This is a genomic window from Flexibacter flexilis DSM 6793 (assembly GCF_900112255.1).
GTDB classification, from domain to species: domain Bacteria; phylum Bacteroidota; class Bacteroidia; order Cytophagales; family Flexibacteraceae; genus Flexibacter; species Flexibacter flexilis.
On the sequence record NZ_FOLE01000002.1, the window covers coordinates 445,348 to 465,724 of the forward strand.

17 protein-coding genes are annotated in these 20,377 nt (G+C 40.9%); 3 read left to right on the top strand and 14 right to left on the bottom strand.

The features are described from left to right. Window positions 1–70: 70 nt before the first annotated feature. Both BM090_RS05695 and BM090_RS05700 read right to left on the bottom strand, forming a co-directional pair. Window positions 71–1,033, bottom strand: coding sequence for an SRPBCC domain-containing protein (locus tag BM090_RS05695; RefSeq protein WP_091508932.1), 963 nt, complete (start codon window positions 1,031–1,033; stop codon window positions 71–73). Beyond that, complete coding sequence (locus BM090_RS05700) at window positions 1,030–1,356, bottom strand: ArsR/SmtB family transcription factor (RefSeq protein ID WP_091508935.1); 327 nt, start codon at window positions 1,354–1,356, stop codon at window positions 1,030–1,032. The genes BM090_RS05695 and BM090_RS05700 overlap by 4 nt, the downstream gene beginning before the upstream one ends. 265 nt (window positions 1,357–1,621) lie before the next feature. Here BM090_RS05700 and scpA point away from each other — a divergent pair, with 265 nt between their 5' ends. Then, window positions 1,622–3,760 (top strand): methylmalonyl-CoA mutase, encoded by a 2,139-nt coding sequence (gene scpA, locus BM090_RS05705; RefSeq protein WP_091508939.1) that lies wholly within the window; start codon window positions 1,622–1,624, stop codon window positions 3,758–3,760. Window positions 3,761–3,845: 85 nt separating this feature from the next. Here the strand turns inward: scpA and BM090_RS05710 are convergent, their stop codons facing one another. Together BM090_RS05710 and BM090_RS05715 are read right to left on the bottom strand one after the other, a co-directional pair. Then, window positions 3,846–4,730 carry an Rpn family recombination-promoting nuclease/putative transposase gene (locus BM090_RS05710; protein ID WP_091508942.1) on the bottom strand — a complete coding sequence of 295 codons (885 nt, stop codon included), beginning with the start codon at window positions 4,728–4,730 and terminating at the stop codon, window positions 3,846–3,848. A gap of 72 nt (window positions 4,731–4,802) precedes the next feature. Next, window positions 4,803–6,947: a VWA domain-containing protein gene (locus BM090_RS05715; protein ID WP_143083882.1), complete on the bottom strand. Its 2,145-nt coding sequence runs from the start codon at window positions 6,945–6,947 to the stop codon at window positions 4,803–4,805. A gap of 168 nt (window positions 6,948–7,115) precedes the next feature. On the opposite strand from BM090_RS05715, the gene cas6 reads away from it, so the two are divergent. Further along, window positions 7,116–7,919 (top strand): CRISPR-associated endoribonuclease Cas6, encoded by an 804-nt coding sequence (gene cas6, locus BM090_RS05720; protein ID WP_091508982.1) that lies wholly within the window; start codon window positions 7,116–7,118, stop codon window positions 7,917–7,919. A gap of 57 nt (window positions 7,920–7,976) precedes the next feature. On the opposite strand, the gene BM090_RS05725 is transcribed toward cas6, so the two are convergent. Beyond that, window positions 7,977–8,933, bottom strand: a complete 957-nt coding sequence (locus BM090_RS05725; RefSeq protein ID WP_091509498.1) for a transketolase family protein — start codon at window positions 8,931–8,933, stop codon at window positions 7,977–7,979. A gap of 233 nt (window positions 8,934–9,166) precedes the next feature. Beyond that, on the bottom strand, window positions 9,167–9,775 hold the full coding sequence (locus BM090_RS05730) for a hypothetical protein (RefSeq protein WP_091508986.1): 609 nt from the start codon (window positions 9,773–9,775) through the stop codon (window positions 9,167–9,169). A 538-nt stretch (window positions 9,776–10,313) separates the two neighbouring features. Between BM090_RS05730 and fbaA the strand changes: the two genes are divergently transcribed. Then, a complete protein-coding gene (gene fbaA, locus BM090_RS05735; RefSeq protein ID WP_091508989.1) occupies window positions 10,314–11,387 on the top strand; it encodes a class II fructose-bisphosphate aldolase in 1,074 nt (357 codons plus the stop codon). A gap of 76 nt (window positions 11,388–11,463) precedes the next feature. Here fbaA and BM090_RS05740 read toward each other — a convergent pair whose 3' ends face one another. The 8 genes from BM090_RS05740 to BM090_RS05775 form a co-directional block, all read right to left on the bottom strand. Continuing rightward, on the bottom strand, window positions 11,464–11,889 hold the full coding sequence (locus tag BM090_RS05740; protein WP_091508993.1) for a hypothetical protein: 426 nt from the start codon (window positions 11,887–11,889) through the stop codon (window positions 11,464–11,466). A gap of 162 nt (window positions 11,890–12,051) precedes the next feature. Continuing rightward, complete coding sequence (locus BM090_RS05745; protein WP_091508997.1) at window positions 12,052–12,492, bottom strand: hypothetical protein; 441 nt, start codon at window positions 12,490–12,492, stop codon at window positions 12,052–12,054. Window positions 12,493–12,568: 76 nt separating this feature from the next. Continuing rightward, a complete protein-coding gene (locus tag BM090_RS05750) occupies window positions 12,569–13,828 on the bottom strand; it encodes a protoporphyrinogen/coproporphyrinogen oxidase (protein WP_091509000.1) in 1,260 nt (419 codons plus the stop codon). Window positions 13,829–13,849: 21 nt separating this feature from the next. Continuing rightward, the gene (locus BM090_RS05755; RefSeq protein ID WP_091509004.1) at window positions 13,850–14,827 is read right to left on the bottom strand and encodes a glycosyltransferase family 2 protein; all 978 of its coding nucleotides are present in this window, start codon (window positions 14,825–14,827) and stop codon (window positions 13,850–13,852) included. 9 nt (window positions 14,828–14,836) lie between these two features. Further along, a complete protein-coding gene (locus tag BM090_RS05760) occupies window positions 14,837–15,724 on the bottom strand; it encodes a glycosyltransferase family 2 protein (RefSeq protein WP_091509008.1) in 888 nt (295 codons plus the stop codon). After that, a complete protein-coding gene (locus BM090_RS05765) occupies window positions 15,717–16,859 on the bottom strand; it encodes a glycosyltransferase (protein ID WP_091509011.1) in 1,143 nt (380 codons plus the stop codon). Before BM090_RS05765 ends, BM090_RS05760 begins: the two co-directional genes overlap by 8 nt. Before the next feature lie 28 nt (window positions 16,860–16,887). Then, on the bottom strand, window positions 16,888–17,934 hold the full coding sequence (locus BM090_RS05770; protein ID WP_091509014.1) for a glycosyltransferase family 2 protein: 1,047 nt from the start codon (window positions 17,932–17,934) through the stop codon (window positions 16,888–16,890). A gap of 7 nt (window positions 17,935–17,941) precedes the next feature. Continuing rightward, entirely contained in the window at window positions 17,942–20,368 is a 2,427-nt protein-coding gene (locus BM090_RS05775) for a polysaccharide biosynthesis tyrosine autokinase (RefSeq protein ID WP_091509017.1), read from the bottom strand. Window positions 20,369–20,377 lie beyond the last annotated feature (9 nt).

A 20,377-nucleotide genomic window follows, 5' to 3' on the forward strand; every position in this document is an offset into this window, starting at 1 on the left:
GATAAACAAGCTCGCGGGGGGCTGGCCATCGGCCAGCCCCCCGCATTTTTTAGATATTTACAAAAACTCTTTATTGCTGATAATTTATCATCCAATTGATGCCGTATTTGTCCGTAAAACTCCCAAAATACGCGCCCCAAAACATATCTTGCAAAGGCATCGAAACTTGACCACCCGCCGATAGCGCATCAAACAAGCGTTGCGCTTCCGCCCGCGATTCGGGTTCTATATTCAGCTGCATATTATTACCTGCCTTTACCTTAAAACCCATTTCTTCGGGCGCATCAGTTCCCATCAGCACGTGGCCGCCCGTAATCGGTAGCTCTACGTGCAAAACCATATTTTGAAGTTTTTCGGAAACTGGCGGCTGGCTTGGGTCGGCGGGAATATCGCTAAACAGCTGAATGCCGCGCACATAATCCGTACCGAATACCGATTTATAAAGAGCAAAAGCCTCTTCCGTATTGCCCGCAAAATTCAGGTAAGTTGAAACTCGTACTTTATTTGTAGTAGGCTTTTTTTGTTTGCGTAAATAAAATTGTGCGTTAATGTATTGGTCAAGATTTTCCATGCCCATCGTAAAGCCTTCTTTAAAGCCCATTTGTACGAGAGCTTCCAAATCTTCGAGTTTATCGAAAGTAATTTGCACGTTTACCACCGTACGTTCGCCGTCTGGAGTAAAATGATTGTTCCAGCGCGTGCGGGGCATGGTCATATTGATGTTTGCATTTGCGTCGGCAAAAGCGTCGATGGCTTGATAATGTTGTTCGGGCGAAATCTGCTCATAATCGCACACGCACCAATGCTTTTCGCCTTCGGGACTCACCATCGCGTAATGCCAACGGCCTCCTTCCACAAAATTCATGGATTTGGTCTCAGCTCGCCAAGGCTTAGGAGCCCACCACAAATCCAGCAAATCGGCTTCCGTCCAAGCCGCCCAAACCAATGCTACGGGAGCATTAAAGCTGCGCTCAACCAAAATCTTTTTGTTGGGTTTATCCACCCTAAAATCAAATAAAATTGCTTTGTTCATGATTGCGGTCTTTGTTTTTTGAGGTTTTCCAATACGTCATCCAATTGCTCGAAGCGTTGCGCCATCAGTTGCCTGAACTGTTCTAGCCATTTTTCTATTTCATTCATTTTCTGCGCGTTAAGGTGATAATAAATTTCTCTTCCTTGCTGCTGCTGCTGAAGTATTTCGCACTCTGTCAGAATCCGAATATGCTTGGACACGGCTTGGCGCGTCGTATTAAAATGTTCTGCAAGGGCGTTGGGCGTCATGGCACTGACGGCCAACAGTAAAATAATTGCCCGTCGGGTCGGGTCGGCTATCGCCTGAAACACATCTCTACGCATAAAGATTTTTTATTCACGAAACCAATCAGTTGCAAATATATGCGCAACCAATCAGTTTCACAATTTTTTACAAAAAAATAAATTATATTAGAGGTATCAATTATACTATTCGCACATCCGAATATATTGGTTTATAGGATGCTACGGCCAGCTAATTTTATAAAGGCATTGAATCAAACAGAATTTTTCTTAAATTTTTACTAAAAAAATACGCTCAATGCTAACGTTTTCGTAAATTGACCGCCACAAATAACGCAATTCAACCATGAAACCTAATTTTACACAAATTCCCTACACCCCAACTTCGGCTGCAAGCCCCGAAGCTGTGCCTTCAGCCAAAAACTGGCGCACAGCCGAAGGCATCAGCATTAAGCCTTTTTATACGGCTGCCGACCTGAAAGGGCTTGAACATCTGCACTTTGGGGCAGGTTCTCCGCCTTATTTGCGTGGGCCGTATAGCTCCATGTACGTCCAACAACCTTGGACGATTCGTCAGTATGCAGGTTTTTCGACAGCCGAAGAATCCAATGCTTTTTATCGCCGCAACCTTGCCGCAGGCCAAAAAGGGCTTTCGGTGGCATTCGACTTGCCAACGCACAGAGGCTACGACTCCGACCACCCGCGCGTGGTAGGCGACGTGGGCAAAGCTGGCGTGGCGATTGACTCGGTTTTGGATATGAAAATTCTTTTCGACCAAATTCCGTTGGATAAAATGTCCGTGTCGATGACCATGAACGGCGCGGTATTGCCGATTATGGCGTTTTACATCGTAACAGCAGAAGAACAAGGCGTAAAACCTGAGCTTTTGAGCGGAACAATCCAAAACGACATTCTGAAAGAATTTATGGTGCGGAACACCTACATTTTCCCACCAGAACCAAGTATGCGCATCATTGCCGACATTTTTAAATATACGTCGGAAAATATGCCTAAGTTTAACTCCATCAGTATCAGCGGCTATCACATGCAAGAGGCAGGCGCAACGGCTGATTTGGAATTGGCCTATACCTTGGCCGACGGCTTAGAATATTTGCGTACAGGTATTGCCGCAGGCATGGACATTGATGATTTTGCGCCGCGTTTGTCCTTTTTCTGGGCTATTGGCATGAACCATTTCATGGAAATTGCCAAAATGCGCGCAGGCCGTTTGCTTTGGGCTAAAATCGTGAAGCAATTCAACCCAAAAAATCCAAAATCGTTGGCTTTGCGCACGCACTGCCAAACGTCGGGCTGGAGCTTAACCGAACAAGACCCATTCAACAACGTAGCGCGTACTTGCGTGGAAGCGATGGCCGCCGCTTTGGGTCATACGCAATCTTTGCACACCAACGCCCTCGACGAAGCCATTGCCTTGCCAACGGATTTTTCGGCGCGTATTGCTCGTAACACGCAATTGTACATACAAGAAGAAACCTACATTACGAAAGCCATTGACCCTTGGGGCGGCTCGTATTATGTAGAAAATCTCACGCACGAACTGGCCAACAAGGCTTGGAAACTCATCGAAGAAGTAGAAAGTTTGGGCGGCATGACCAAAGCCATCGAAACGGGACTTCCGAAAATGCGCATCGAAGAAGCTGCCGCACGCAAACAAGCACGCATCGACAGCAGCAAAGATGTGATTGTGGGTGTAAATAAATATTTGGCAGATGAGCCAACCAATATTGAGCTTTTAGACATTGATAATCAAGCTGTAAGACAAGCACAAGTAGCGCGTTTGGCGGCTATGCGTGCCGAGCGCGACAATGCAGCCGTAGCCAAAGCCCTTGACGCAATTACGGAATGTGCCCAAACTGGCAAAGGCAATTTGTTGGCTTTGGCCGTGGACGCAGCGCGTTTGCGTGCTTCTTTAGGCGAAATATCGGACGCTATGGAAAAAGTATTTGGCCGCCACAAGGCTACGATTCGTTCTATTTCGGGCGTATATGCGGGTGAGGTTTCCGACGATGAAAACTTTGCTTTGGCACGCCAGCAAGCCGACCAATTTGCGGAAGTGGAAGGCCGTCGCCCTCGTATCCTGATTGCCAAAATGGGGCAAGATGGCCACGACAGAGGCGCGAAAGTAATCGCGACGAGCTTCGCGGATTTGGGCTTCGACGTGGACATTGGGCCATTGTTCCAAACGCCAGAAGAAGTGGCACTCCAAGCCGCCGAAAACGACGTGCACGTAGTTGGGGTGTCGAGTTTAGCAGCAGGCCACAAAACACTTGTACCGCAACTAATCGAAGAATTAAACAAAATTGGCCGCTCAGATATTTTGGTAGTCGTTGGGGGCGTTATACCTCCGAAAGATTACGATTTCCTTTATCAAGCGGGTGCGGTGGGCGTATTCGGGCCAGGAACAATTATTTCAGTTTCTGCTCAAAAAATTCTCACTCGCCTCATGAGTGTCCCAGAAAATTAATATTTGTTGATTAATTTCATAGTAACTAAAAAGCCGACAGTCTGCATAGATTGTCGGCTTTTTTTATTTGTAAGTCATTGATTCATTATCCAATTTTTCCATTTTTTATTTTTAGGATAAACTCAACGGATACATCAAATACAGCAGCAATTTGCTCTATATTTAAAATATTTTGTGCTAAAGCCTTTTGAATCCCTTTGATAGTTGCAAGCTCCATTCCAATTTCAATACCTTCTTCTATCCCTTCCTCGCGGCCTTCTTCTTTAGCGGTATCCAGTGAGTTTTTGACATCGCGGTAATATTTCAAACTGTCCTCGTAGGCCGTGCGCTCGGTTGCGTCCAGTTTTGCCAGTTCTGCCGTGTCGAAAGCCTGCGCAAAAACGCGTTCTTGCAATCGCACAGGCCGATTTTGTAACTTATGCAAATTCTTCAACAAATATAACCACTTGTCTTCCAGTGTTTCCAGTTCATTTTCTGACTTTTGGAAGTTGGGCATTTGCAAATACAAAAACGTGAGTTTTTCGTAAAAAACACGGTTTTGCGCCTTGTCTTTGAGCTGAACTTCTACTTTCAAATCGTCTTTGAATTGGTCTTCAAAGCAAAAATCCAGAATCGCGACGGTATAAACCGCCTTCAGTTCGTAGTTCCAATCGCCTTTTTCCGCTTGTTCTTGTATCGGAAAAGTGGCATAGAAAATAGAACGGTCTTTAAAGAAACTTTGCCGCGCTTTTTGTAGCTCCACGATAAATTTTTCGCCTTGCTCATTTTCACAGTATAAGTCAAAAATGACTTTTCTGTCCAAATCCGACGCGCCCAAATGTTCGGTTTTCTTATAAGTAAGCTCCACAATATCGAGTTTCAATATTTCATTTAAAAAGCTCACTAACAAGTTTTTGTTCGGTTCTGAACCAAACAATTTCTTAAAACCAAAATCCGTAAAAGGATTTATATATTTTTCTTGCGTAGTCATGGGCTAAAGCGATAAAAAGCAAATGACAATTTACAAATATTTCCTACAAAATCGACTGGTAACCAACAGATTCTAATAACTTCCACGCCATTTGCGCAAGAACCATTCGGCACTAATCAGCCCCAGCAGCACCCAAAACAACCAACGCAGATTGATGAGTTCTTGCGTTTGTTCGTCGGCGTGTACCAAGCCTTTGGGCTGGTTTTTCTTCAAATAATCTTCCAATGCGCCAAGCTGATTCGCCTTGAAAAATGTGCCCGCATTTTGGCGTGCCACCTCGCGCAACAGCCCAAAATCGGCGGTGGTGTTGAGCTTTTCAAGTTGCTGCTCGCGTACCGTAAACTCTCCTTCCGACTTTTCTATTTTGCCGCCCAAAGTAGTGGTAGCCACATATTTATAAATGCCATTGGGCAAATTTCCAACCTCAAAACGTGAAGCATTTTCGCCCGTAACAAACGAGAATTGTTGTACTTTGCCCGCTTCGGAGATGACGCGCAAATCAACTTTTTGGTTATAAATTTTCTCGTAAATGTTATTGTACGTCTCGGCCTCAAACACTACTTTTTCCGACTCAAATACTTCTGTTTCAAGCGGATATACTCTAAATTTGCGTTTGTCTTCTTTGGCCGAAAGATATTGCACCAACTTACGGATTAGCTCGTCTGTTGCCGCGTGCGATTTGGTGTCGGCGTACTCCTGCAAACGCCATTGCCACAGGCCTTCACCCAACAAAATCGCAGATTTTTTGTTTTGCGACTGCCCCACCGCCAACAACGGTTTTTCGCTTGCCAAAGCCCCAATTTGTTGTTTGAGCAAAATTTCTGTGCCACCCGCCAGCGTATAATCGCCATACGGCACGGTCATCGGCGGCAATTTCGGGAACACAAATTGACGTTCTTCTTCAAAAATAAATTTGTCGAAAGTTTTGTTATAACTGGCTGTTACTTTGTCGGTTTGGCCTACACGCGCATCAATTTTAAGAATATTATTCAAACTATTAACCATCTGAACGTTAGAATTTGTACCCAACATAAACCAAACAGGCGTAGTGCCGTCGTTTATCCATTGTTGTAAGGCGGTAGGCAAACTGCCGCGTTGGTCGGGCAACTGATGCAAAATCACGAGGTCGTAACGTTCGCCTTCTTTGAGTTGGTCGATGCCCTGAATGTAGGTAACTATCTCGTAGTTAGCTTGTTGTTCAATAGCACTGCGTACGGCTTTGATGTCGGGATGCGGCGCGGCGGCGGCAATCAAGATTTTTTCTTTGCCGTCAATTACGTCTATGTAAGCGTGTGCAGCATTGTTTTTGGTAGAAAATTCGCCTTTGAGCGGTACGACTTCTATTACCAAATGTTGCAGTCCTTTGGCGTTGGCCGTTACCAAAAAGTCGGCTTCCACAAAACCATTTTTGAAGGTTACAGATTTTTTGTCCAAAATCTTACCGTTTTGTTTGAGCAAAACATCTGTTTTTTGGCCTGTGTAGCCCGACTGTTGTATTTCGACTTTGAGCGGAAATTTATTTCCCAAATAAGCTATCTTATTGAAATACAAAGCCCTGAGTGTTACATCAATTTTAGGAACAGTATCGCCCAAACCCACCGACAACACTTTGTAGTTGTAGGCCTGATACGTCGGGGAAACGCCCGCGTTGCTGATACCGTCCGAAACCAATACCACATTAGCCAAATTCCTATTTTCGTAAGTGCTTTGCAGCCCCGAAAGCATTTGGTTTAGGTCAGTAGATTTTTGATTAAATTTTATGCTGTCTAATTGGCTATTATGTTGCCCATCAAGTGTTTGTACGGCTACATTAATGCCATCGGCTTTGAGTTGGTCGGCCAAATGCTGTAACTTTTGTTGCAAATGCGCCAGACTGTCGGGGCGCGTAGTAGCCGCCACCGACTCGGAATTGTCTATGGCCAACACCACCCAAGGTTTTTCGATAAGGCTCAGGCTGGTTTTAATAAGCGGATTGAGCAACAGAAACGCCAAAAAGCTCACCACCACAAAGCGCAAAAAGGCCAGCGTGTAGTTTAAATTTTTGCTCCAAGGAGCTTTTTTGCTGTACAAAAGATACGCATACACGACTCCCGCCAACAGGCAAGGCAACAAATACCACGCCGAAACGGGCAATAAAAAACGAGTTTGTTCCATCGAAAACCAAAGAAAAAAGGCTTTTCCGTAGCAGAAAACGCCGCAACCAACATACTGGCTCAATTTTCAAAAGTAAGAAAACATTACCTAAGCAACAAACGTACAAATGGCCATTGGTGTTTTGTTTAAAAATATGCTAAAAAAACATTTTGTTATACATTAACATCTGCATATATTTAGCCTACGAAATTATAAACCTTAATTTTTATCATCATTTACCCGAACCATTCAATGAGAGTACGCATTATTTTCTCGCTTCAGAACAAGGGGGCAACGCTACCGTTTCACCACCAATATCTGTTGGCTCAAGTTTTTCAGGAACTCGTCCCGAAAACCTACGCAGACTACGATTTTTATTCTTTTTCGGGGTTAAAAGGCCAAATGAAAATTTCGGCAGCAGGCCTTACGGTATTGTCAAATCGAGTAACTATTGTATTTGCGTGCCCAAATGAAGTGCTTATTAGTGAAATGATAGCACAATTATTTGAAAAAAAGCATATAATGGTGGGGCAGCTACGCCTTAGCCCCGAAAGTGTTTTGCAAGAAGACAACCCTATTTTATCGCAAGAGCAGAAATACGTTTGTATTTCTCCGATTGTCCCCTGCTTGGAAGATGGCAGCACAGACCAACGCCGTTTTATCAGTCCACAAGAAGACGAATTTTCTGATTGGCTTTACGAATCTACCATGAACCGTATGGAAAACTCTGGCTTGTTTACGCACGAGCAAACAGCACAATTCTATAAGTTTCAGGTAGTTCCCGACAAAGATTATTTAGAGAAACTAAAATCTGAGGACAAAAAATTTGCACGCGTGTACGCGGCTTATCCCCAACACAAAAAAGTAGAAGTGCGTGGCTACACCATGCCTTTTACCTTGTTAGCCGAGCCTGCCGTACAGCAATTTGTATATGATTGCGGCTTTGGGGAATACTCTAATTTGGGGTTTGGAATGCTGGATTTGGCCAACGCAGGAAATTTTTCGTCTCGTGTACGCGGCTACGAAACCAAAAACAAAAAAGAAGATTTGGTTTAAAACAAAAAGGTGCAGCTCTGATCAGTTGCACCTTTTTTGTTTTCTTGGAAAGAAAAATTATTTGCGGCGAGCTATTGCGCGTTTGGCAGCAGCTACGATGTTTTCAGCATCAAGGCCGTATTTTTTCATTAGTTCGTCTGGCGTACCGCTTTCGCCGAAGCTGTCGTTTACGGCAACCATTTCCAATGGCGTAGGCAATTCTAAAGCCAACAATTGTGCGATGCTATCGCCCAAACCACCATGGCGTTGGTGCTCTTCAGCCGTTACGACGCAACCCGTTTTGGCAGCAGATTTAAGCACAGCTTCCGCATCTAATGGCTTGATTGTATGTATGTTAATAATTTCTGCATCAATACCTTCAGCCTCCAACATTTCGCCTGCTTTGATGGCTTCCCATACCAAGTGGCCTGTTGCAAAAATACTTACGTCTTTGCCTTCGTTGAGCATTACACCTTTACCAATTTCAAATTTTTGGTCGGCTGGCGTAAATACTGGCACTACTGGGCGGCCAAAACGCAAATAAACAGGACCTTCGTAGTCGGCAATGGCAAGGGTTGCGGCTTTGGTTTGGTTGTAGTCGCAAGGGTTAATCACGACCATGCCTGGCAACATTTTCATCAGACCGATGTCTTCCAAAATCTGGTGCGTTGCGCCATCTTCGCCCAAAGTAAGCCCCGCGTGCGAAGCACAAATTTTTACGTTTTTGCCCGAATACGCGATAGACTGACGGATTTGGTCGTACACACGTCCCGTAGAAAAGTTGGCAAACGTACCTGTAAACGGAATTTTGCCGCCGATAGTCAAACCAGCCGCCACGCCCATCATGTTGGCTTCGGCAATACCTATTTGAAAAAAGCGGTCAGGAAATTCTTTAACGAAGTCGTTGAGTTTGAGCGAGCCAATCAGGTCGGCGCAAAGTGCTACAACATTCGGGTTCTTACGTCCCAACTCCAACATACCAGCTCCGTATCCAGAACGGGTGTCTTTTTTTTCGGTGAAAGTGTACTTTTTCATTTGCGATGCTTGGCTCAATGCCTTGAGCCTATTGGTAGAATTATTTTTATACAAATCAACAGCCCGACGGCTTGGGCTGCAAAGTAAATAAATTCTGTGGAAGGTTTTGCGCAATGTTCGTACAAAACATATTTTAATTTTCAAGAATTTATCTGATATAATTATTTCGTTTGGCTTGTGCTATTGCCCAACAAGTACAAAAGGCCAACACTTTAAGCGTTGACCTTTTTAGATTATTTTTTGTTCATCGAACTATATATCTCATTTTTAAAGGCTGGCGTCCAATAATCCTGAATGTCCAGATTCACTTTTATTACCGCAATTTTCGTTTTTTTGTTGCTGGCGGCCAATTCTTCCCACGCTTTTACGTGGTCTTTGTTGAGCTTGCCCGTAAAGGCCGCCCAATAAATAAACACATAATAATCCGCTTCGGGCAAAGAAGTAAAAGCATTGCCTTTCAGGTCGCGCAGGCGTTGCGTTTCAGCTTGTAGCGTGGTTACGTTCGTGTATTTGTGCGCGGTGTCCGTGCCAAGTTTGGGGATGTAACTAAAAAGCCCCGCATTACACGATTCTTCGGTGGCGCGGTATTCGATGTAGCGGCCTTCTTTGTCAAAAATATTCGCGTCGGGAATACCATTTTTTTGCAGCACCAGCAAATAATCGGCTTCGTTGACGGTAGCCAAATTATCTGTCCGAAATCCAAATTTTTTGGATTTTTTCAAAAGGCTTTGGTCGGTTTCAATCTTTGGATTTTTGATGCCGTAAGCCATTTTCATAATGGGTGTACAACTAAATGTCGTGCAAAGCAGTACAGCGGCACAAGCTCTGAAAAGTTTGTTCATGTAGATTCGTGTTAAAAAAGATAAACATAAAGACCGTTGTTGAGAGAAAAAAGTAACAGTCTTTTTCAGATGTTGTGCGAAAGCTATTTCTAAATTTTCAAAAAGTAGAGCAAAAACACATCTCAAATTACTTGAAATCCATATTTTACTGGACAAGCGGTTCGTATTGCTTATCTATCCTTATCATCGACCTGCAATTTTGCAAGCTTCACCATTATTCTTTATAACTTTTATAAAAAAATCTGCAATCGTTTGCGATACTAAAAACGCATTTTTATCTTTACAACCAAATTGCAACTAACACGAGTTTTATTGGACAAAAAACAAAATAGTTGCTCAAATTGGGAAAAAACAAACGTTTGCCAAATATCATATTGATTTTCAGTCATTTATTTCGTTTTTATATTTCTCTACTGCAAAAATGAAAGCGAATAGTTGCTTGATTTTTTTATCTAGTTTTTTTGGCTAAGTTTGACTGTGGATATTTATTTGGTCATAATATTTTAACACTTTTTTATTTCTACTCAGTTTTATTCAGATGACAACAACAACCAAATTCAGACCTGGTGTACTTACAGGCGACGAAGTACAAGCGTTATTCAACTACGCAAACGAAAATAACTTTGCGCTTCCTGCCGTAAACGTAATTGGTACAGATTCTATCAATGCCGTAATGGAAACTGCAAAGGCCGTAAACTCGCCTGTTATCATTCAATTCTCGAACGGTGGTGCACAATTCTTCGCGGGCAAAGGCGCACCAAACGATAAATTGCAAGCTTGCATTGCTGGGGCTATTTCTGGCGCACAACACGTACACACGTTAGCCGAACTTTATGGTGTATCGGTAGTTTTGCACACAGACCACGCCGCCAAAAAATTGTTGCCTTGGATAGACGGGATGCTTGATGCTGGTGAGAAATTTTATGAGAAAAATGGCAAGCCTTTGTTCAGCTCGCACATGCTCGACCTTTCGGAAGAGCCTTTGGAAGAAAACTTGGCTATCAGCAAAAAATACTTTGAGCGCATGAGCAAAATGGGCATGACGCTAGAAATTGAGTTGGGCGTAACGGGTGGCGAAGAAGATGGCGTGGATAATAGCCACTTGGACAGCTCACACCTTTACACACAACCTGAAGAAGTAGCACAAGCATACGAAACACTACGCGCTGTAAGTGAACGCTTTACCATCGCAGCCGCTTTCGGTAACGTGCACGGTGTTTACAAACCAGGTAACGTGAAACTTGAGCCAGTAATTTTGAAAAACTCTCAAGATTACATCAAAAAGAAATTCAATACAGGTGATTTGCCAGTGAATTTTGTATTCCATGGCGGTTCGGGTTCATCACGCGAAGAAATCCGCGAAGCGATCGAATACGGTGCGATCAAAATGAACATTGATACAGATATGCAATGGGCTTTCTGGGAAGGTATAAAAGATTATTATGTAGCGAAAGAAGCTTATTTGCAAGGACAAATCGGCAACCCAGAAGGTGCTGATTCGCCAAACAAAAAGTACTATGACCCACGCGTTTGGTTGCGCAAAGGCGAAGAATCTTTCGTTAAACGTTTGAAACTTGCGTTTGAAGACCTTAACTGTCTAAACCGTAACTAATTACCAATAAATACGTTACAAACAAAAAAGCCTTTGTACTATCACAGAACAAAGGCTTTTTTGTTTTTGAATGGCATTAGTTTTCTAAGGCTTCTTCGAGCAACTCGTAATAGCGGACATCAAAAAGCGAAAAATCAAAACCATGTTCGCGGGCAATTCTTTCGCGGCCAATGGCAACACTTTTTCTAAAAAGTTTGTCTTCGGGCAAAAGTTTGCGATGCTTTTTAAGCCCGATTTCGTTTAATAACTTGGTTTTCCATTCGGTATAATACCACGTCATAGCCGACTGGTCAAACACGTGCATATTACGCTTGTCAAATACGATTTTCTCGGCCAAATGCTTTTTGGCGGCCTCTCCTACTGCCAAAAACAATGCTTCAAAATCAGCGCGAACGATAAACTCTTTTTTAGCAACACAAACAATGGCTTTATGTTCCGCGACATAATAAGCATAAGTACTGAAATTATCCAGTATCAAATCATGTTGTTCTGATATAATCATATTTCTAAAATGCTTAGTGTGAAACGTAGAAATATAACCCACGGCACGTCACAATTGTTTAACAAAAAACAATAACAATTCAACAAATTTTAACACAGCAAAATAAAAAACCTTTGCGCCATCATAGCACAAAGGTTCGTGTTAATCACAAAAAATAATTTTCTAAAATTCGAGTGCCTGTTCCATCGTCTCGCAATGGCGAATATCAAAAACACTGAAATCAAAGGCGTGTTGTTTGGCGAGTTGTTCGCGATTCATTGCTACATATTTTCGAAAAAGCTTGTTTTGAGGCAATAACTTTCGATACTTTTTCAGACCAATTTCCTTAAATAATCGGGGTTTCCATTCGGTATGATACCACGTCATTATTTTTTGGTCAAAAACTTCCATTTTACGCATATCAAAAATGATTTTATTGGGCAAATAGATGCGCGCTGCAGCACCTACGGTTTCAAACAATGCCCTAAAATCAGAACGAATAATAAATTCTCTCTTGACAACGCAAACAATAGCACTATACTCTGGTAAGTACAAGGCACATGCGCTGGCATTTTCCAGTACAATCATTGCCTTTTCTAATACATTGGTTTCTGTTGCAACCATAACCTGAAACAATTTATCGTTAATATATAGTTAACAGATATTAACGACAAATTATTTCAAATTGTTTAAAAATTTATTATGCCAAGATACGACCACTCAAAGCCATTGCCGCTTCAATGGCTGCATCCATGTTATAATATTCCCATTCCGCAAAACGACCCAGCAAATACAAGCCATTGGGTTCGGTCAAATTTTTGAGATTTTGGATGCGTTCGCGCGTATCAGTTTCCTGAATAACGTACGAGTTTGCCTCATGGTTTTGGGAAATTGGCGAAAGATTGCCTGGCAACTTCTTGATTTCCTCGCACATTTGCTCGTAAGTATAATCTCCCGAAAACTCCACTACGCAAGTACTACGTTTAGAACCTCTGCTATTGGTTTCGCTGAAATTGCCTGTGTAAATAATGCGATGTGCTTTGATGTGGGCATTAGGCAAATACAGCCAAGAAATATCTGTCGCGTCAGTTTCGCAAAACAAGTTTGATGTGCCATTCGATTTGAGGGCAGTAACTGCTTCCAAAGCCTTTTTGGTAGCTGCGTCTGGGTGTACAAACAAGGAAGCAAGTTTGCGCACATCGCCACAATAAACCACTTCATCATACGTAACTTCTTCATTAAGAAGCCATTGTCCTCCATCTCGCTCAATGGAATGTAGGCCAGTATTTAACCAAATATTTAGACCTTCGGCCAAACGATTGGCAATAAATTGAGAGCCACCTTCGCGCGGATAGAAAAACGAGGCGTGAACCATTGTAGATTCTTCTTCGCGCACAATGTTGCTCAAAAGCATTTGCTTGAGGTTGGGCATCGGCAATTTGCCATCGAGCCAGCCCAGCGGCACTTGCGCCAAATCCGTATGCCAGATTTTGTAATTGTAAGGCTTAAAATACAGTTCGTATAATGTTTGGCCAAAATTGCTACGCAAAAACTCCTCAAAGTTCGGATAATCTTGTGGTTTTTTGTCCGTACCGCGCAAAGCGAGCATATCCGACAGAATATTTTCTACGGTTTGTTTAGGCAACTGGTGCAAATAATTCTCAACAGGATAACCAATAATTTTATCATTCATCAAGATTTTGGCATTGCGACGCGCCTTAATAAACTCATTTTCTTGGTCAAATTGTCCCCAGAACCAATCCAAAACAGCTTTGTTACGGCTGTTGAACACGTGGCCGCCCACTTTATGAAAAAGATTGTCGTGGACACGGTCGCATTTGACAAGGCCACCCACTTTGTCGGCTTGTTCCCAAACGGTTACTTCACACTCGGCGGATTGTAACATTCGGGCAACCGATAGCCCCGACACGCCCGCACCAATAACGGCAACTTGTTTCATTTTTTAGTATAATTTTTTGATTTATAACAATTTAGCGTACTGTCCCCAAACCTCTTCCGAATTACTAACGCCATGCATCGTTGTCCAATCCGAGTGTGTTTTGAGTCTTTCCAACTTATTTTTTAATCTTAAATAAAGAGAAATAAAAGGCATTGCAGGGCTATCATATTGCGCCAAAACAGCCTGATATTCGGGCAAATGCGCCAATGATTTAAGCGTTTTCCACAAGATATTCGTCAAAGCTAATTTATCCAACGGCGACAAATCTTGTGCGGCAGCTAACGCATCTTTCAGGCAAATTACTTTTTCTTTGTCGCGCTGCGTATTATCGAAATGTGCGCCAGTGGTTTGCGCCCCATGCAAGCGATAAATCATGGCCGCTTGGTTGGTATGAACAGGATTGGGGCAAAGTTTGCCGATGCGCCACAAATAATCCCAATCTTCGTAAGCCGTAATATCCGTGCGCCACGCGCCCAATTTCTCCAAAAATTCCCGACGAAACATAAAACCAGGAATTACGGTAAAGAAATTATAGGCCATACACGCTCGCAGCGTTTGGGTGGCAGGAAAAGGCTGGTACTGCACAATCGCACCTTGCCGCAACCAAGAGCCATCAGGTTGCTCTATGGCGTGAATATACGGACTATAAACAAGTGGCGCACCTGTTTTTTGCAAAACTTCGTATTGGGCTTGCAAGCAATTTTTCGTCATGACATCGTCAGAGTCAAAGAACTTCACAAACGCTGTATCAGCTATTTTCAGGCCTGTATTACGCGCAGCCCCTGGCCCTTTGCCCTCGTTTGGGATGCAAGTAACGCGGCCTTCGTATTTGGCTATCACCTGCGGCAAATGATCGGTAGAGCCATCGTCCACCACAATTACTTGGGCGGGCAAAAGCGTTTGAGCAAAAATATTATCCAGCGTTATTTCCAATAATCCTGCTCGATTTTTCACAGGAATAATAACAGAAATAGAAGCTATATTGGGCTGATTTGTCATAAAACAATGCTAAGAAAATGCGATTTTAAGTGTAGCAATCGCTTTTTGTAGGTCTTTTTTATTTCTTAATGAAAGCAAATGCAATGCCTTTATCAAAAAATAAAAACTCGTATAAAAATATCCTTTTTGTTTGCGCATTAATAATACCAAATTGGGTAAAGATTTTTTTAATGCTTTCTCTTCTTCATTTATTTTAGAACTGGCCGAAATATAATGATAAGCTACAGGTTTTGGTGAATACATTATATCATAGCCCAAGTCTTTGATGTACCAACACCATTGCAAATCTTCGCCATACATAAAGAAATCATCTTGTAATTTATGTTGGGGAAATTGTTGTAAAATTTTGGCTGGAAAAACAAAAAAAGCCCCCCAAACCCAACCAACATTTAATGTAGTTTCGTAGTCAAATTCATTACCTAAATAATAAATAGCACGCTGCGCAGGAGTAAGCGATTTATTTAAGCGTAAAAGCTCCTCAAATTCCATTTTGAGACTCGGCAAACGCCCCGCTACGCCCTGCACTCGCCCATCAGGATACAGTAATTTGCCTGACATTACGCCTGCTTTGGGGTTGGCTCGCATTACCATTACGGTCTCATATAATGCATTATTTATCAGCTCAGTATCGCTGTTAAGTAGCAAAATATATTCGCCTTTGGCTTGTGCTATTCCCAAATTATTTCCTTTGGCAAAGCCACCATTTTCAGCACTTTTTATCAGCGTAATTTCAGGGAATTTTTGCTTAAATAAATCGGCATCACATTCGGCAGAAGCATTATCTACCAAAATAATTTCGTAGCTAACATTTTGCGTTTTTTGAATTACAGACTCAATGCACTGACACGTAAGCGTGAAAGTATTATAATTAACAATAACGACAGAAATATCAAGCATTTTGAATTGTTTTTAGCAAGTTATCGAGATGAGTTTTAGTGTTACAGACCTGCCAAGACCACTCAAAAGCACGTTGGCTAATTTGTTGCAATTGAATAGGGTGTTGCATCGTTTGTGCTACTTTTTGTGCTAAATCTTCTGCATCTCCCATTTGATATAATATACCTCGTTCATTGTTGCCTAAAAGTTCTGGATTTGCCCCTGCGTCGGATGCAAAAACAACTTTTTTTAACTTCATTGCCTCAATTGTTACACGCCCAAAGGCCTCACAACGCGAGCAAATAAATACAAAATCAGCTTCTTGGTAATATTTATATATATTGTCTGTAAACTGAACAAAATCTACAAATGCTGATAATTGATTTTGTTGAATATAATCTTTAATTTGTTGAGAATATTCGCCTCCTCTATCACCAACAATCGTAAGTTGAGCAGGTATATCATATTTCTTTATCAGAATTTCTAATGCTTTTACAGCATCTTCTTGCCTTTTTCCCTCTCCCACTCTACCAGTAATCAATAATTTTAAGGGAGAATTTAATGCTATTTTATATGGATTTTCAGCAGAAATAAATTGCTCTGAATTTGGGATTTCAACGCTACAATATATTGTTTCTATCTTATTATCAGGAATGTATCCCGCTACTTTTTTCTGTACTAAAAAAGACGTTGTTATAATTCGATTAGAGAGTTTATTGATCAAATAATAAGATTTTTTTTCACCAAAAAAAAAGGACAAATGATGATCTTCCTTACCCAATTCATGTATATACCAAATGTGTTTAACACTTGCCAAAGCGGCGGCTATTGCTGCTACTGGTGTCGCTATTGTATTGGTAATCAGTGTATCAGGAGATATATTAGTTATAATTTTCTTTATTTTAAGTGTTGAAATAATATAGCCGCGCGTAAATTTTATCTTTTGAATAAACGTAAGTGAATGCGTAGCAATCCACCAATCAAAACGTACAATATGTACTATAATTTTAGTGCCTTTTAATTTTTTAGAAATCGTTCCTTCGGCAGGCAATATGACATGAATATCGTGGTGCGCCTGTAATGCCAGCATATCTTCAATCAGAACCGCTTCTGCACCACCTATCTCGCTATTTGGGCTAAGAAATAATAATTTCATTTTTGAAAATTATAAGGAATTTGTGCTGCTATGAACGTAAAAAAAGAAAAGGATTAAACTCTTTTTCTTCTACTTTTCGCGTAAAAAATCTCGTAAATAGCCCCCAAAACCATCTTTTAAAAACGAGTGTTGGTTGATATTTAAACAATTCAATCCAGTATTTTCTAGCCTCTGAGATATTTCCTTGAAAAATATTTCTTTTGATTATCACTTGATAATACTCTACTTGAATTTGATGTATTTTATCCAAAATTTGCTTTTGGGCAGGCGCATTATTTCCAAAAAATTGATTTAAAATAGATTTTTGGAGTGCAATATTCTGCAATAATGCTTTTTCAAAATCAATGGATTTACAGGAGCTATGATAACGCAAACCCGCCAATGGCTCTTGAATAATAGCAGGGAGCAGCCCATGAAGTTCTAATTTTATCCAATAATCGTAGTCGAGTATATCTATCGGCGCAAAAAAACCAATGGTATCAAACGTTTTTCTACTCAAAAAAGTAGCGGGATGGCGAATCCAACAACGATCCAAAAAAGACAAACCAGCCACTTTAGTCTGAGGCATTTCTGGGAAAAACGTATATTTCACTCTCGAAAACTCATCAATGGAATGCGTGGTAGCCGTAAGCCATTGGCAATCTGGGTTTTGCCTAAAATAATCCACAGCCTGTGCAATGGCATTGGGCATCAGAATATCATCAGAATTAACGATACACCAATACTGTCCAGTCATCTGGGCAAGGCCTTTATTCATCGCCTCATACGTCCCCTTATCTCTTTCACTTACCCAATGCGTAATCCATTTTTCATATTTTCGGATTACCTCTACGCTTTCATCTTTGCTACCACCATCAATAATAATAAACTCCAGATTAGGATAGTTTTGCAACAGAATCGAGCGAATCGTTTCCTCTAAATATTGCCCTTGATTATAACTTGGCGTAATAATGCTTACTTTAGGCAAAAAAGAGGCCTCCAAATGATTGGTTTGGCTTTCAAGAGTCCATGGCCAGCCTTTCTTTTGCTGATTATAGGACTGGGGTTCAGGCAATTGAGAAAGTAATTGTATCATATATGCCCTATTGTTTTGTAAACAAGCTTCTCAGCCACATAAGATCCAATCCTTTCTTAGAAGACTTGTCTTCACTATAATATTCGTAGCCGTAGCCGTAGCCGTAGCCATACGTTTTAAAGTTGTCCAAGCCATTGAGCACAATAGACAGGTTTTTGAAACCATTCACGCGCACCAACTTATTGATATTTTTGGCATAAGTTCGCTTAGAATACTCTGAACGAACCACATAAATAGGCAAATCCACATGTTGCATTACCAAAATACCATCGGTTACTAAACCCACTGGCGGACAGTCAATAATAATCGTATCATAACTTTGATGCAATTCGTTGAGTAAGTCCTTGAAGCTCGGGCGCATAATCAACTCTGATGGGTTTGGCGGTACTGGTCCTGCCGTAATGAGGTCAATGTTTTCTAAATGTGTATTATGAATACACTCTTTCCATTGATGTCTTCCGCTCAGAATCGTACTCATACCTTTGTCATTATTGGAGCTAAAAGCCAAATGTAACTTAGGTTTACGCATATCCATATCCAGCAATACAACCTTCTGATTTGATAAGGCCAAAATACCCGAAAGGTTGATAGAAATAAAGGTTTTTCCTTCGCCAGAAATAGTAGAAGTAACTGAGAGAATACGTTTATTCCCGTTTTGAGGCAAAATAAATTCTATATTGGTTCTGATAGAACGCAGGGCTTCACTAATACTGGATTTGGGGTTTTTGTCCACTACCAAGGTAGCCACTTTCAATTGTTCTTTTACATAAGTGGGAATAACACCCAGAATAGGAGCAATTGCCACCTTTTCAAGTTCTTTTTGTGTAACAATGGAGTCTTGCAGGAAATAACGGATAATCACTAAAGCACTGCCCGCAATAATAGCAACCGCCAACCAAGCCAAATACACGTTCGCACGTTGAGGCAATACAGGCACGGTGGGCACTGTGGGAGCTGTAAGGATTTGAAATTCAGGGACAGTACCTGCTTTAGCAATACTAAATTCTGCTTTTTTCTCTACCAAAAGCAAATAAAACTTTTCGTTCAAATCGTAAAAACGTTTGATGCGATTCAGTTCTTTATCTTGAGTAGGAACAGCCAAAAATCTATTTTCGTACTGTCTTATTTCCGAATTAACTAAAGAGATTTTTTTACCCAAAAAACGAGTTGTTTCATTGATAATTTTCAACAAGTCTTCCCCCATTGAGCCTATTTTTTTATCTCTGAGTCGTGCGGCAAGTGTCCCTTCTTTTGCCGTATAAGACATCATTTCTTTTTGATTCTGCAAATCGCTTAGTGCTTCTGCTAAATCAACCAATTCTTGGTCATTAATGTGCTTTAATGCTGGGATAATTTTTCTTATATCTTGGTTATTAATGATAGTATTGCGCAAATCCATTAACAAGGAGTTTTGGATTTCGAGCTCAATTTTATCTTTTTTGAGTTTTTCCACGTGCGTAATCATTTCAGCCACTTGATCGCGCACATCAATTACTCTATTTACTTGAATAAAGCGTTCCACTTCCTTTTCGGACATTGCCAGTTTTTGAGCAGTCGTATCCAACTGAGAATTCAAAAATGCTAAAGTCTGTTCATTAACTTTATTTTTTTGTTCCAGTGTCTGCTCTAAATAAACGCTATCAATCGTAACCATAATATCATGCGCTTTTTGCGGATGATGATCTTTGATAATAATCCGAATGGTATTCGCACTCTGATTCAGAATATAAGCAGACGTATTAAAAAACATCTGCATCAATAATTTATTTCGACTATTGATAGTAAAGAAATATTCGTAATTAATTACGTCTGGCTTATAAAAAGGTGTTTTAGTTATTTTAAATTTAACATCCTGATTTTCGTATGTTTTATCAAAATTAAAATTACGAGAATAATTTACATTTCCGAGCTTGTATTTCAGCGAAAATTGTTTTTCATCTATAAATAAAACATCAACGGGAATATCATAAAATGCAGGATTTTTAACCTCATACTCTACCCTAAATGGAGAACTTTTATACATTTCTGAAAACACAAAATTACCTTTTTGCATATAGGTGATATGTATATTTTCTCCCATTTTATCGATTACCTTATTGTATAGCATAAATGAAGTAATCAATTCTATCTCACCAGAAAGATTAGAGCTTTGCATCTCCTCTCCTGTTGCCGAATAAACGCGACTAAGCAATCCAGAAGCCTGTTGCTTAATATCTAGTTTTAATACAGAATATGCTTCATAAGTGGGCCTTGTATAACGAACATAAGTATATGCTCCCAAAGTTGCGACCACAACGAACATAATAATCCACCAAAGACTCTTATTAAGAATTGAAAGTAATTTATCACTATTAATTCCCTTCTCTGCTCTTAATTCTTCTTCTTCCTCTAATTCGACAAGTGCATTATTAATAGCTTCTGCGTTTTGCAACATACTAAAAAA